The following is a 13,908-nucleotide window of genomic DNA, read 5'->3' on the forward strand; positions in this document are numbered from 1 at the left end:
CAGGCTATTGACCGGCGCTGGCCTCCGGAACCGTTGCGCTGGGCTTGCGCAGCTTCAGCGGGTGGCGGGTAGTAGTAGTGCCTACCGTGAGGTGCAGGTAGTAGTCGCCGGGGGGCAGATCGGTGAATTCCAGGGTCTGGAGCTGTATGCCCACTGTGCGGCGGCGGTAGTCCGATACGCGCACCACGGCGCCATTCTGGTTGTATAAAACCCAACCCACGGGCAGTTCTTCCGGCAGGCGGTACGTCAGTTGTACTACCCCGTTGCTGGGGTTGGGGTACAAACTCATGCGGTTAGCGCCGATACCGGGCCGGTCTACGGCTGCCTGCAGCAGCTCCCGGTTTTGGTTGGGGATTACCTTGGTCAGCTTCCAGTCCTGGGTTTCATTGTCCTTAAAGCGCCACTGTACGATACCGGTGTCGGTAGAGTCGCGGGCGGTAAGGGCTTTTTTGCTGTGTTTGGCTACGATTTTATAATACCCGTCTTCCGTCAGCTCAATATTCCATTGCTGGTTGTTGCCGCTGTAATAAGGCCACAGGTTCAGGGCCGCGCCATTGGAGGTAGAACTGCCCAGTACTTCCAGTACGCGGTTATTGCCGGGCACCATCAGGCGGTAGAAACCATCATTCTGCTGCTCAATACGCCAATGTGTGGCTTCATTTTGGGGAGCCGCTGCCGTACCACCCGTGGGAACAGTTTGGTAAGCGCGCATATTGGGGCGGCTGGGGTCCTGTACCTCCAGAGCCCGGCCGGTGGAGCGCGAAGTAATAATATATATGGCGGGCTCCACCCGGGCCGGCGCTCTAACAGCGGCTGGCTTTGGCGCCGCTGGAGCGGGCTTGGGTGCCGCGGCTACGGGAGGCTTAGGCTTGCTGGCAATCGCTTTTTCCGGCTTAGCAACTTCTTTGCGGGGCGCAGCCGGAACGGCCGCAACAGCTTTCGGAGCGGGTTCTTTCTGCACCGGTTTCGGAGCTGCTGGAACCGCAGCAGGTTTAGGAGCTGGCGCGGCTGGTTTTGCCGCTACCGCTACCGGTGTCGGTGCAGGGGTGCGAACGGGGGGCGCTGGTTTGGGCGCGGCCGGTTGAACAGGAACCGCTACTTTGGGGGCCGGCACTTCCGGAGCGGGCGTAGGCGGAGCGGGCTTTACCGCTGCCACCGCTACCACTGGCGTCGCTGCAGGGGCCGTTACTACCGGGGTAATGCTGGAACCCAAGGGGTAGAGATACTCCATGGGAATAATCTGCAGGCCTTTGCCGGGCGCCAGCCACTGCAGCTGCAGGTGGGCTTCGCCATCGGCATCTACATATTCCAGCTTAATGCTGGTTTTCTCGTTAGCCGCCAGTTGCACAAAAGCGTTAGAATTATCCTCGCGGCGGCCGTCCCAGGTATCCAGCACCTTCTTGCCATTTACCCACAGCCGAATTTCATCGTTGGTGGGTACCTGAAAGCGGTAGGTGCCGGTGGTAGGAGCCACCAGCAGACCTTCCCAGCGCACCGAGAAGTAATCCGTGGGCAGGTCCTTGGAAGGCGCGCCCAGACCCCAGTTAAAGTCCACGGAGGCATCTACGCGGCGCAGAACAGGCGCTCCGGCTAAAGTACCATTGGGGTAGTAGCTGCCCGTAAGCCCGCTGCCAACCACTGCCGGCGCTGCGCTGGTGGCTGAAACGGAAGCGTTACCGGTGGGACCAGCCCAGGCGTGGGTACCGCCGGGCGTAGCGCCAGTCAGGACAAGGCCAGCCAGCAGAGAACAAAATAACGGATACTGCACAGGAAGCGAAATTTGGGTGTTGTTACCGATTATACACCAAAAGGAGCCATGAATTTACAGCTTCTGAATTTGTCGCGCCAATCGGAGGGGTGTAAAATTTGCACTTACCCCGCAAGGGGTTTTGGGAAAATAGGGTCTGGGCTCTGTGCTGCTGGTTTTTAGGCCGATAAAAATTCACCGAATTTGTGCTGCCGATAAAAGTCATAAAAAAAGCCCTCAACAAGTAAGGGCTTTTCTTTTGGCTGTTATGGCTTAGGCCGCGCTGTCTTCCGCGGCCTCCGGCGTGGCATCTACCGCATTCTTCTCCACAATTTCGCGGGCCAGATTGAGGTAGCTGATAGAGCCTTTGCTCTCTGCATCGTGCAGAATAACCGGAATGCCAAAGCTCGGCGACTCCGACAGCTTCACGTTGCGCGGAATAATGGTATCGAACACCAACTGCTGGAAGTGCAACTTTACTTCTTCCACCACCTGGTTGCTCAGGCGCAGGCGCACATCGTACATGGTCAACAGAATGCCCTCAATTTCCAGCTCCGTGTTCAGGCGGCTCTGAATAATTTTGATGGTGTTCAGCAGCTTGCCCAGACCTTCCAACGCAAAGTACTCGCACTGCACCGGAATGATAACGGAGTGAGCAGCCGTGAGGGCATTCACCGTAATCAGGCCCAAGGAAGGCGAGCAGTCAATGATGATGAAGTCGTACTGATCGGCCAGGGGGCGCAGGGCCTCCTTCATCCGTTCTTCGCGGTTGGGCAGGTTAATCATCTCCACCTCAGCGCCTACCAAATCAATGTGGGAGGGCATCAGGTCGAGGTGGGGCAGTACGTGGGTGGTCAGGATAATATCCTGGGCATTAATGCCATCCACCATGCACTCGTAAATGCTGTTCTGAATGTCTTTGGGGTCGAAGCCGACGCCAGAGGTGGCGTTAGCCTGAGGGTCGGCGTCTACCAGCAAGGTGCGATATTCCAGCGCTGCCAGCGAGGCCGCGAGGTTAATCGAGGAGGTGGTTTTGCCCACCCCGCCTTTCTGATTGGCTACCGCAATAATTTTTCCCATTTGCTTGCACTATTAGCCGTTGGCTGCCAGCTGGTTGGTAAGAGAATGTCGCAAAGTAAGCCGATAACCAGAGGCTTCAGCCGACTGCTAGTTTATGACAAAATAAGGGTTTCACCAAGGCGCCGCAGCACCGGTTCTCCTCAGGCAGGAGAGGCAAGTGCGGTGGGCTAACGGAGAAAAGCTGCTGGCCAAAACACAATGGCTAACCCCTGAACCCTTACACTTGCACAAATATACACGCTTTCACCTTTCCCATGATTCCGTTTTCGCGTTGCTTTTCCCGGATGGTCTTTCTGCTGCTTCCTGCCCTGGCTGGCTGCGGCGGGAATAAGCAAACCACCGATGCCCGACGCGTATTCCGCTACAACCAGCCCGAGGCGCTAACCTCCCTGGACCCGGCTTTTGCCCGCAACCAGGCCAACATCTGGGCTACCACGCAGCTCTACAACGGGCTGGTAGAGCTGGATGAGCAGCTCAAGCCCGGCCCTTCCATTGCCCGCGGCTACAGCATCTCGCCCAATGGCCGCCAGTATACCTTCACGCTGCGCCCCAATGTGTTTTTTCACGATTCCGAGGTGTTTGCCAATGGCAAAGGCCGCCGGGTAACGGCCCAGGATTTCGTGTACAGCTTCCGGCGCCTGCTGGATGCGCCCACGGCCAGCCCCGGCGGCTGGATTTTCCGGGGTAAGGTGCTGGAAAACGCCCAGGGCGAGCCTGCCGATACCTGCTTTGTGGCCGTAAACGACTCCACGCTGCGTATTCACCTGCAGGAGCCTTTTATTCCGTTTCTGGGAATTCTGACCATGCCCTATGCCTATGTAGTGCCTCGGGAGGCCGTACAGCGCTACGGCAAGGATTTTCGGGAGCACCCCGTCGGCACCGGTCCGTTTGTATTTAAGGAGTGGGATGAAGGCAATGCCATTGTGTACCACCGCAACCCCAGCTACTGGAAAATGGACGCCCAGGGCCGGCAACTGCCCTACCTGGACGCCGTACAGATCAGCTTTATCCAGGACCGCAAAACCGAGTTCCTGACGTTTATGCAGGGCCGGCTTGATTTCCTGAGCGGCATCCGGGCGGGCTCCCGGGACCTGATTATGCACCCCGATGGCACCGTGCGCGAGGACTTCAAGGGCAAGTTTCAGCTGCAGAAAGTACCTTACCTCAACACGGAATACCTCGGCCTGCAGCAGGACCCCACCAACCTGCGCGGGGAGGCTGCCAACCCGGCCTTGCGCGACAAGCGTGTGCGTCAGGCCCTGAGCTACGCTATTAACCGCCCAGAGCTGCTGGCTTATTTTCTCAACAATGTGGGCGTGCCGGGCACTTCGGGTTTCGTGCCCGCCTCGTTGCCCTCCTTCAGTCAAAAGCTGGTGCCCGGCTATACCTATCAACCGGAAAAAGCCCGGGAGCTACTGCGGGCGGCTGGTTTTGGTCCCGGCAAGCCCCTGCGGCTGCGCCTGACCACCGTGGCCGAGCGCAAAGAAGTGTGCGAATACCTGCAGAAGAACTGGGCTGATGTGGGCGTGCAGGTAGAAATCGATGTCAATCAATCGGCCGCGCAGCAGGAAATGGTGGACAACGGCCGGGCGGCCTTCTTCACCAAGTCATGGCTGGGCGACTACCCCGACGCAGAAAACTACCTGGCCCTGTTCTACAGCAAAAACTTCTCGCCGGCCGGCCCCAACAAAACGCACTTCAAAAACGCCGCCTACGACAAGCTCTACGAGCAGGCCAAGCTGGAGCAGAATCTCGACAAGCGCTATGACCTCTACCGCCAGATGGACCGCATCATCGTAGAAGAATGCCCCGTCATTACCCTGTATTACGACGAAGTAGTGCGCCTTACCCAGAACAACGTGCGCGGCCTCATGCCCAACCCCATGAACCAGCTGGTGCTGGAACGGGTGCGGAAAGAGTAGAAGGAATTACAAAGGAAAAGTCATGTCTTGCTTCACGTAAGCCGTCATGTCGAGCGCAGTCGAGACATCTCGCTAGTATGGTATACCACTGCAACGAAGCGGTAGAGATGCTTCGACAGGCTCAGCATGACAATACTATTGCAACGTCAGCACGCGAGATGTCTCGACTGCGCTCGACATGACGTTCTTTATTATTACACTACACCCCTACTTAGTTGGCGGCAGGGCCACTTTCATAATCTGCTCGTGCACGTACTGCAGCAGCTTATTCAGCTCTTCCGGGGCACCTTCTTCCACGCGCACTTCCTTTAGGTTGCAGTCGGGCTGCAGGATGGAAATGTAGGTGGAGGGCAGGTCGGAGGTGTTTTGGGAGTACACGCCCTGCAGCCGGGCAAAGCCGATGCGTTGGGCTTCTTTCAGGATATGATTTACGGTAGCAGCGGGCAGCTGCAGCTCATGTTGGCCCAGCAGCGGCACGTTGCTCAAGCCTTCGTAGCTCAGGCGACCGTTGCGGTAAACGGTGGCTTTGTAGGCCGGGCAGCGGCCAAAGCAGGGCGTTTTCTCAAAAATCAATATCGGCAGCTTTGCGCTGGCCTGTGTTTTGGGGGCTACTACCGGCGTGTCCAGCAAAACCTGGGGAGCCGATACGGCCGGTTTGGTCTTGGGCGGGGTGTAGCGGATGGGCTTATTGGTGGAACCCTGCTGCGCGCAGGCGGGCAGGTGAGCAAAGCCCATCAGCAACAGAAAGCCGAGAAGAAAACGCATGGCAGGTGGGGCAAGGGTGAGAAGGAACGCTGCAGTCGTAACAAGGAGCAGAAAATAAAAATGCCTTTCCGCGCATCGGCGGAAAGGCATTTTACTTAGCGGGAAGCGCCGGTGTTACTTTTTCTTCTTGCCTTCCTTGCGGGCATCCGACTCCCGCTCCTGCGTGGCCTTCATGGCCTCGGCCAGGCGGGCCTGGAAACCGCTGGGCTTTTTGTCTTTGTTCTTCACCTTGTTGGCCTCCAACTGCTGCCGAATCTTGGAGTCGTCTACAAAGCGGCGGGTAATGGCCTGCTGCGCGAAGGTGACGATGTTCGACATGAAGTAGTACCAGGTAAGGCCAGCCGAGAAGCTGTTCAGTACGAACATGAAAATCAGCGGCATCAGGTAGCTGTACATTTTCATGGGGCCCTGCATGGCCGTGTTCATCTGGTTGCTCTGCCACGTCATCAGCAGCGTAGAAAGCGTCATCAGCAGGGTAAACATGCTCACATGGTCGCCGTACCATTTCACGTAAAACGGCAGCTTGATGAACACGTCGTAGGTGCTCAGATCCTTGGCCCACAGGAAAGGCTGCTGGCGCAGCTCAATGGCGTTGGGGAAGAACTGGAACATGGCAAACAGAATCGGAATCGTCAGCAGCATGGGCACGCAACCACTGAGCGGCGAAACCCCCATGCTCTGGTACAGCTTCATCGTTTCCGACTGCTGCTTTACCTGGTCATCGGCATACTTTTCCTTGATCTGGTCAATCTCCGGCTTCAGCACCTTCATGCGCGCCTGCGACACGTAGGTCTTGTAGGTCAAAGGCCAGGTCACCAGCTTAATCAGCACCACCAGAATGGCAATGATGATACCGTAGGAGCTGATGAACTGCTCCAGCACGTGGAACACGGGTAGCACCACAAAGCGGTTTACCCAGCGGAACAGGCCCCAGCCCAGGTACACGTTCCGGTCGAAGCCGGGCGCTACGTCCTTCAGCAGGCTGAAGGAGTTAGGACCGAAGAAGAACCGCATCTGCGCCTTGCCCTGCTGCACATCGGCGGCGGGAATGGTGAGCGTGGTGCTGAGGGTTTTGATGAAGGTGGAATCGGCCAGGTTCACATTCGACACAAACTTGCCGGTGGTGAAGGTGGAGTTGGCAATGATACCGGCCACGAAGAAGTCGTGCTTGTGGGCGGCCCATTTCAGGGGCTCGTTCACTACCATCTCCTCGGGCTTCTCACTGGCCTCGCCCAGGGCACCGTGGTCGTCGTTGGCCAGGTAGTGGTTGATGATGGAGTGGTTACGGTTTTGCTTCAGGTCCTGCTCCGTCTGGCGCACGTGGTCCACGAAGGTGAACGTGAGCGGCTGTGGCGCTACCACCGTGTTCAGGCCATTCAGGCGCAGGTCGTAGCCTACTTCATAGCTGTTATCGAACAGCGTATAAAGCTGCTGAATAGTGCCGCCGGCTACGCTGGCCGTGAAAGCCAACTGCTGGCCTTTTTTGTTGCCTACCGTTACGGGCTGCACCTGCGTGGGCTGGAAATACAGGTCCGAAAACTTCACCGTGCGCCCGTCGTTGGTGCGCAGGCTCATATCCATCTGAGCGCTCTGCTTATCAAACAGAAACAGCGGCTGCCCGAAGAAGGTCTTGTACTCGTTCAGCCGAACGGCTTCAATCCGGCCACCTTTCGTAGAGAAAGACATAGCCAGACGGTCGTTCTTCAGCTCTACCTGCTGGGCAGTGCCCTGGGCCGCGGTGGCAAAAGCACCCAAGGTGCGGACGGCCGTAGCCGAATCCAGCGGGGCACTTACCGTACTATCGGCCAGTACTTTGGCCGAGGCAGTGGTAACGGCTTTTTCGGCAACTGGCTCCTTCGGCGTAGGCCTGAAGAAAAACAGGTAGGCGAGGAGCATGGCCGAAATTAAAAACAGGCCGGTTGCTTGATTTCTATCCATTAGAGGAAGAGGTGAGGGCAAAAAAAGAGTTGCAGCAGGAAAAGCCGCCCAACAAATGCCAGGCAATGCGGGCACAAAGGTCGCAGTTCTCCGTGAATATTCAGTTGTGATATATCAGAAGCCAGTTGTCCGTTGTCCGGAGGTGGGTCATGGCGAGCCCCGCGAAGCCATGACACGGCCTCCAGCGCCTAAAACTGACCCTTGTGGTACTGAATGGCCGCTTTCACAAAGCGCACAAATAGCGGGTGCGGGTTTTGCACGGTGCTTTTCAGCTCCGGGTGAAACTGCCCGCCCACAAACCACGGGTGGTTGGCCAGCTCTACCACTTCCACCAGGCCGGTGTCGGGGTTGATGCCCGAGGCCAGCATGCCGGCCTGCTCAAATTGCTCCAAGTACTCGTTGTTGAACTCGTAGCGGTGGCGGTGCCGCTCACTGATGTGGTTGCGGGCGTAAGCTTTGGCGGCTTTGGAGCCCTTGCGCAGCTCGCAGTCGTAAGCGCCCAGGCGCATGGTACCGCCCTTCTGGGTGATGCTTTTCTGCTCCTCCATCATGGCAATGACGGGGGCACTGGTGTGCGGGTCCATCTCCGTAGAGCTGGCATCCTTCAGGCCCAGCACGTTGCGCGCAAACTCCACCACGGCGCACTGCATGCCCAGGCAAATGCCGAAGAACGGAATGCCGTTTTCGCGCACATATTTAATGGCCGCTACTTTGCCCTCAAAACCCCGCTCGCCAAAGCCAGGGGCTACCAGCACGCCATCCACACCGTGCAGCAGCTGGGCCACGTTATCGGCGTTAATGTTCTCGGACTGAATGCTGCGTACGGTCACTTTGCACTCGTTCTGCGCGCCGGCGTGCACAAAGGATTCGTTGATGGACTTGTAGGCGTCGGGGAGCTCCACGTATTTGCCTACCAGCGCAATAGTTACTTCCTCAGTGGGGTTTTTCAGGCGGCCCAGGAAGTCTTTCCAGGCTTCCAGATCGGGCAGCGTAGTACCGCCGGTCAGCTTCATTTTCTTGATAACCCGGTCGTCGAGCTGCTCTTTCAGCATCAGCAGCGGCACCGAGTAGATGCTGTCCGCATCCAGACTCTCGATAACGGAGTTGATTTTGACGTTACAGAACAGCGCAATTTTGCGGCGCATTTCGGCCGGAATGGGGTACTCCGAGCGGCACACCAGAATATCGGGCTGCAGGCCGGCTTCGCGCAGGTCGCGCACGGAGTGCTGGGTGGGCTTGGTTTTCAGCTCGCCGGCCGCTTTCAGGTAGGGCAACAGGGTGAGGTGAATGACCAGCGAATCATTCGGTGGCAATTCCCAGCGCAGCTGGCGCACGGCTTCCACGAAGGGCAGGCTCTCAATGTCGCCAATGCAGCCCCCGATTTCGGTGATAACCACGTCGAACTTATCGTCCTGACCCAGCAGCAGCATGCGCCGCTTAATCTCATCGGTGATGTGCGGCACTACTTGCACGGTCTTGCCCAGGTAGGCGCCTTCGCGCTCCTTGCTGATAACGTGGTTGTAGATGCGCCCCGTGGTAACGTTGTTGGCCTGGGAGGTAGGCACGTTCAGAAAACGCTCGTAGTGGCCTAGGTCCAGATCAGTCTCGGCGCCGTCGTCGGTCACGTAGCATTCCCCGTGTTCATAGGGGTTCAGCGTGCCGGGGTCGATGTTGATGTAGGGGTCGAACTTTTGGATGGTGACGCGGAAGCCGCGGGCTTGCAGCAGCTTAGCCAGGGAGGCCGAAATGATGCCTTTGCCCAGCGAAGAGGTCACTCCTCCGGTTACGAAAATGAACTTGGCCGTTGCAGCCGTGGGGGGGAGAATTCGGTCTGGCATAACGGGAAACAAAGGTAGGGTAATAAGTGGAAGGCCGACGGATCGAAAACATTTTTGCCCGAAAAAACACCGCCGCCCGTTTCCGCTAACAGGGTAGGGGAGGCGGCTGGCTTCAGGTAGCAGAGGGCCCTTCAGCCCGGGCTCCTTTGCCTTTATTCAAGCGCTCAGGCCATTTTTAAACCAGCTGAAAATCAGTTTATAAGATAATATGCAAAAATAATTAATAAGTTAAGTGTCTGATTAACAGAAGTAAAACATATCATTGTGAAATGAAAGGTTGACATTGTATTAAAGTATTGCTTTAATTAGGTGCTATTACTTCACATGTAATCAGCGCTGAAAGCATAATTGCAGGCGCTACCAGCCTATGCGCCGCAAGCTTTACTTCCTGTTACTTTTTCTGGGCTTTGGCATGGCTTACCAGGCCATGGGCAACGATGGAGAAGAGGCTGCCGAAATGGAGCTGTTCGGCAAGAATGGCCCGCACTGGCTCTATAAGCTGGTGGCGCACTCGCCGGTGCTTAAACAGCATCAGGTAGGCCTGAGTATTACCGATGCCGCTACCGGGGAGCGGCTCTTCGGCTACCGCGACGAAGAATACTTTGTGCCGGCCAGCACCATGAAGCTGTTCAGCCTGTATGCCGGCCTGCATCTGCTGGGTGACTCCCTGCCCAGCCTGCGCTACGTGGTGCGCCAGGATTCCCTCATCTTTTGGGGCACCGGCGACCCTACCCTGCTGCACGGCGACGTGCCTTCCCGTGCCGCTTTCCAGTTCCTGCAGCGCCGCCCCGAAAAGCTGTTCTACGCCCAAATTCCCTGCGTTGAGCCCTTCGGACCCGGCTGGAGCTGGGACGACTACAACTACTATTACCAGCCGGAGCGCGGCCCATTTCCCATCTATGGCCACACCGTGCGCTTCTACGCCCGTGCCGGCAAAGCCCAGCCCCTGGTGCTGCCGCAGGTATTCACGGCCAGCGTAGCGCCCGCACCTTCCGGCTACCTCAACCGCTCCGACCATGTGCGACGGGCGGTGCTGGAAAATAAGTTCTTCGTCATGCCCATCCAGAAAAACTGGGTGGATGAAACCCCTTTCCGCACCAGCCCGGCTCTGCTGATGTCGTTGCTGCAGGATACCCTGCACCGGCCTATCCTGCCCGCGCCGTGGCAGGCGCGGGCACAGGAGCAGGTGCACACCCTGGCCGGCCTGCCCGTCGATTCCTTGTACCGGCGCATGATTCAGGTGAGCGACAATTTTCTGGCCGAGCAGCTGCTACTCATGTGCTCCAGTCGCCTGGGCCCCGATTCCCTGAATACGGCCCGCACCATTCGCACCATGAAACAGCGGTACCTGCATGATTTGCCCGATGCGCCCGTGTGGGTAGACGGCTCCGGCCTCTCCCGCCAGAACCTCATCACGCCCCGGGACATGACCATGCTACTCCTGAAGCTGCACCAGGAAGTGTCCGAGCAGCGCCTGCTCAGCCTGCTGGCCGCCGGGGGCGGGCACGGCACCCTGCGCCGCCTCTACCACGACCAGCGCGGCCCCTGGGTGTGGGGCAAAACCGGCACCCTTTCCAACACGCACAACCTGGCCGGCTACCTGCGCACCAAAAAAGGCCGCTTACTAGCCTTTAGCTTCATGAATAACAACCATGTGCAGGAAACCAGCGCCATCCGGCTGGAAATGCAGAAAGTGCTGGCCCAGGTGCGGGAGCGGATGTAACGGAGCTATACTATTCCCGGCCTTTAAGCACGGTTTTGTGTTGAGGAGGTGGTATTCTCCTATCTCTGGCGGGCACGGCAAAGGAATCAACAACAGTATAGATCCTGCCTGGCTGCTCATCTCCTACATGCAGAATCACTCGCCAGACCGGTAGATTATAAGCTCCATAGGTAAGCTGCAGACTATCATGCTGGGCTGGGGTGTAGGCTTTCCCCAACACTTTCCTGGTTACGATTTTATAGAAACCCTCGCGGTAGGTGTCCCGGTAAGAAGAGCCCGGTGTTACAAATTCAGCTCCGGTAGCAATCAGAACCAGATTATCATCAAACTCCGCGTAAAAATTGGGCCGGCAGAAATCAACGATGGGTACGTAGTTTCCGGCGCCATACAAAGAGAACTGCAGGCTGTCGTAGGCCAGCTTCTCGAACTCGAGACAGAATATTTTTCCTCCACCGCGCTGCTTGCCATACGCTCTGATCAGACGTTGCAAACCCTCGTCCAGAGGTAGCTTTTGCGGTGTTTTAGTGAAATTTATTTCACTTGCAGAAGCCGCTGGTGTGGCTTTCTCCTTCTCAGGCGAACAGCCAATGAATATTATGGGGAGTATTAGTAGACCAAGAAATCGTCTGATACCATGTCTACTCAGCATAGAATATATGACAACATTAAGCCGGTCATTCCGAGCGAAGTCGAGGAATCTCGCTAGTGTGGTGAATAGTGATTAGCACCACAACGTCAGCACGTGAGATGTCTCGACTGCGCTCGACATGACATAATGGTATAAAGAAAAGTGCGTAGGATTAACCCTCTAGTACAGCACCCGAAACTTAATGGTGTGCTCCACCTTGCGCAGCTCGCCAATTACCTCCTGCTCGTACTCCTTGTCGATATCGGTGATTACATAACCGATGTGCTCGTTGGTTTTGAGGTACTGGCCGAGTATGTTCACGGAGTGGGCCGCCAGCACGTTGTTGATGCGGGCCAGCACGCCGGGCACGTTGTGGTGAATGTGGATGAGGCGGTGGGCCTGCTGCACCGGCAGCTGAATGTTGGGGAGGTTAACGCTCTGCTGGGTGTTACCGGTGTTCACGTACTGCATCAGGCGCTCGGGCACAAACTCCGCAATGTTGCGCTGAGCCTCCGAGGTGCTGCCGCCAATGTGGGGCGTGAGTAGCACGTTGGGCAGGCCGCGCAGCTCGCTTTCGAAGGTTTCGTGGTTGGTTTTGGGCTCGTAGGGGAAAACGTCAACGGCCGCACCACCCAGGTGGCCCGAGTGGATGGCCTCGGCCAGGGCGGGCACGTCTACCACGTGGCCGCGGGCATTGTTGAGGAAGATGGTGCCGGGCTTCATGAGCGCAAACTCCCGGGCCCCGATGAGGTTGGTGTTTTCCGGACGGCCATCCACGTGCATGGTCACAATATCGGCCTGCTGCAGAAGCTCGTCCAGGGTGCGGCACTTCACGGCGTTGCCCAGCTGCAGCTTTTCGGCAATATCAAAGTAGAGTACCTGCATGCCCACGGCCTCGGCTACCACCGAAAGCTGCGCGCCAATATTGCCGTAGCCGATGATGCCCAGCTTCTTGCCCCGGATTTCAAAGGCGCCTTTCGCCGACTTATCCCACTCGCCCTGGTGCATTTTGGGGTTCTTTTCCGGGATGCGGCGGGCCAGTACGATGATTTCGCCCAGGGCCAGCTCTACCACGGAGCGGGTGTTGGAGAAAGGGGCGTTGAACACGGCCACGCCCTTTTTCATACACTCCGTGAGGGCTATCTGGTTGGTGCCGATGCAGAAGGCGCCAATGGCTATGAGGCGGTTGGCGGCTTCCAGCACGCGGGGCGTCACCTGCGTTTTGGAGCGAATGCCCAGAATGCTCACGCCCTCAATGCGGTCCACCAGCTCGTCTTCGTCCAGGCCGCCGGGCACCAGGTCTACCTGGTAGCCTTCCTGCCGGAACAGCTCGGCCGCGCGCGGGTCGGGGTTTTCAAGGAGCAGGACCTTAATGCGGTTTTTGGGGTAGGAGAGCGTCATGGGCAGTTTATTCTGGTAAAGAAATTCGTCGAAAGAGGGGAGGACTTCATCGGCGCGGGAAACCACGGCCTCGCGGCTGACATTTTCCGTGAAGGCGTAGAAGCGGTTGGCCAGGCCGGCTTCCCGAATCTGGTAGTCGGTGTAGCCGTCGCCGAGTACGTACACGTCGCCCTCCAGGTCCAGCTGGCGCAGCTGCAGGATTTTGCCGCCGTTCTGGCTGAGCACGTTTTCGGCGTCGAAGCCCGTAATGCGGCCTTCTGCATCGTACGTAAAAGTGTTGGCCAGCACGAAATCGGGGCCGATACCAAACTCGGCCACTACCGGCTCAATAAACTCCCGGAAGCCGCTGCTGACCACGTAAATGCGGCCGGCAAACTGCTGGAAAAACGCCTGGTTGCGGCGGATGCTTTCAGAAACCAGCCCTTTCAGCCGCTCCACCAGCTGCCCGATATGCTCGCGCCGGGCCGGCAGCAAGGCCAGCCGCCGCTGCAACGACTCTGAAAAGCTCAGGCTGCCGCTCATGCCCTGGTCGGTGAGGGCCCGGATTTCGCCCACAATTCTTTCCCGGTCGGGGCTGCCCTGCAGGGCAATATCGGCCAGCTCGTCCAGCCCTTCTACCTGCGTAAAAGTGCTGTCGAAGTCAATGATGAGATAGGGAAGCGGGGGCGACGACTGAGGCATAGTGGGGGCAAGGTAGGGCGGAACCGCCAATAACGGATAGGCGGGGAGGGCAGGTTCTGCATTTCCAACAAAACAAAGCTACCGCTGGGTACAACGTAACGGAGGCGGTTAGGTCCCACTGAAAAACGGATATCTGTGAAACTGTTTTCCTCGCCTTATGCCTTTCTCCTTGGTACATGCACCGG

General features: G+C 57.6%; 9 protein-coding genes. 2 read left to right on the forward strand and 7 right to left on the reverse strand.

Annotated elements, in window-relative coordinates; translation table 11 throughout:
- Positions 1-4: 4 nt before the first annotated feature.
- Together AM218_RS02870 and AM218_RS02875 are read right to left on the reverse strand one after the other, a co-directional pair.
- A complete protein-coding gene (locus tag AM218_RS02870) occupies positions 5-1,768 on the reverse strand; it encodes a PA14 domain-containing protein (RefSeq protein WP_082318036.1) in 1,764 nt (587 codons plus the stop codon).
- Between the two features lie 252 nt (positions 1,769-2,020).
- Entirely contained in the window at positions 2,021-2,827 is an 807-nt protein-coding gene (locus tag AM218_RS02875) for a ParA family protein (protein ID WP_044514688.1), read from the reverse strand.
- A 284-nt stretch (positions 2,828-3,111) separates the two neighbouring features.
- Between AM218_RS02875 and AM218_RS02880 the strand changes: the two genes are divergently transcribed.
- Positions 3,112-4,749 carry an ABC transporter substrate-binding protein gene (locus tag AM218_RS02880; RefSeq protein ID WP_231717531.1) on the forward strand — a complete coding sequence of 546 codons (1,638 nt, stop codon included), beginning with the start codon at positions 3,112-3,114 and terminating at the stop codon, positions 4,747-4,749.
- Positions 4,750-4,956: 207 nt separating this feature from the next.
- Here AM218_RS02880 and AM218_RS02885 read toward each other — a convergent pair whose 3' ends face one another.
- The 3 genes from AM218_RS02885 to pyrG all read right to left on the reverse strand — a co-directional run bounded on the left by AM218_RS02885 (position 4,957) and on the right by pyrG (position 9,290).
- Entirely contained in the window at positions 4,957-5,514 is a 558-nt protein-coding gene (locus AM218_RS02885) for a DUF6438 domain-containing protein (RefSeq protein WP_054411700.1), read from the reverse strand.
- Between the two features lie 114 nt (positions 5,515-5,628).
- A complete protein-coding gene (gene yidC / locus AM218_RS02890; protein WP_054411702.1) occupies positions 5,629-7,452 on the reverse strand; it encodes a membrane protein insertase YidC in 1,824 nt (607 codons plus the stop codon).
- 188 nt (positions 7,453-7,640) lie between these two features.
- The gene (pyrG, locus tag AM218_RS02895; RefSeq protein ID WP_054411704.1) at positions 7,641-9,290 is read right to left on the reverse strand and encodes a CTP synthase; all 1,650 of its coding nucleotides are present in this window, start codon (positions 9,288-9,290) and stop codon (positions 7,641-7,643) included.
- Between the two features lie 367 nt (positions 9,291-9,657).
- Between pyrG and AM218_RS02900 the strand changes: the two genes are divergently transcribed.
- Positions 9,658-11,013 carry a D-alanyl-D-alanine carboxypeptidase/D-alanyl-D-alanine-endopeptidase gene (locus AM218_RS02900; protein ID WP_054411706.1) on the forward strand — a complete coding sequence of 452 codons (1,356 nt, stop codon included), beginning with the start codon at positions 9,658-9,660 and terminating at the stop codon, positions 11,011-11,013.
- 10 nt (positions 11,014-11,023) lie between these two features.
- Here the strand turns inward: AM218_RS02900 and AM218_RS02905 are convergent, their stop codons facing one another.
- Together AM218_RS02905 and serA are read right to left on the reverse strand one after the other, a co-directional pair.
- Complete coding sequence (locus AM218_RS02905; protein WP_157547487.1) at positions 11,024-11,503, reverse strand: hypothetical protein; 480 nt, start codon at positions 11,501-11,503, stop codon at positions 11,024-11,026.
- A gap of 318 nt (positions 11,504-11,821) precedes the next feature.
- Entirely contained in the window at positions 11,822-13,723 is a 1,902-nt protein-coding gene (serA, locus tag AM218_RS02910; protein ID WP_054411710.1) for a phosphoglycerate dehydrogenase, read from the reverse strand.
- Positions 13,724-13,908: the final 185 nt, after the last annotated feature.

The organism is Hymenobacter sp. DG25A (genome assembly GCF_001280305.1).
In the GTDB taxonomy this organism is placed as follows: domain Bacteria; phylum Bacteroidota; class Bacteroidia; order Cytophagales; family Hymenobacteraceae; genus Hymenobacter.

What these genes read in the sequence shown, in the direction of transcription:
- serA (WP_054411710.1), bottom strand. Translation starts at nt 13,723, where the DNA reads ATGCCTCAGTCGTCGCCCCCGCTTCCCTATCTCATCATTGACTTCGAC.
- AM218_RS02900 (WP_054411706.1), top strand. Translation starts at nt 9,658, where the DNA reads ATGCGCCGCAAGCTTTACTTCCTGTTACTTTTTCTGGGCTTTGGCATG.
- pyrG (WP_054411704.1), bottom strand. Translation starts at nt 9,290, where the DNA reads ATGCCAGACCGAATTCTCCCCCCCACGGCTGCAACGGCCAAGTTCATT.
- AM218_RS02875 (WP_044514688.1), bottom strand. Translation starts at nt 2,827, where the DNA reads ATGGGAAAAATTATTGCGGTAGCCAATCAGAAAGGCGGGGTGGGCAAA.
- yidC (WP_054411702.1), bottom strand. Translation starts at nt 7,452, where the DNA reads ATGGATAGAAATCAAGCAACCGGCCTGTTTTTAATTTCGGCCATGCTC.
- AM218_RS02885 (WP_054411700.1), bottom strand. Translation starts at nt 5,514, where the DNA reads ATGCGTTTTCTTCTCGGCTTTCTGTTGCTGATGGGCTTTGCTCACCTG.
- AM218_RS02880 (WP_231717531.1), top strand. Translation starts at nt 3,112, where the DNA reads ATGGTCTTTCTGCTGCTTCCTGCCCTGGCTGGCTGCGGCGGGAATAAG.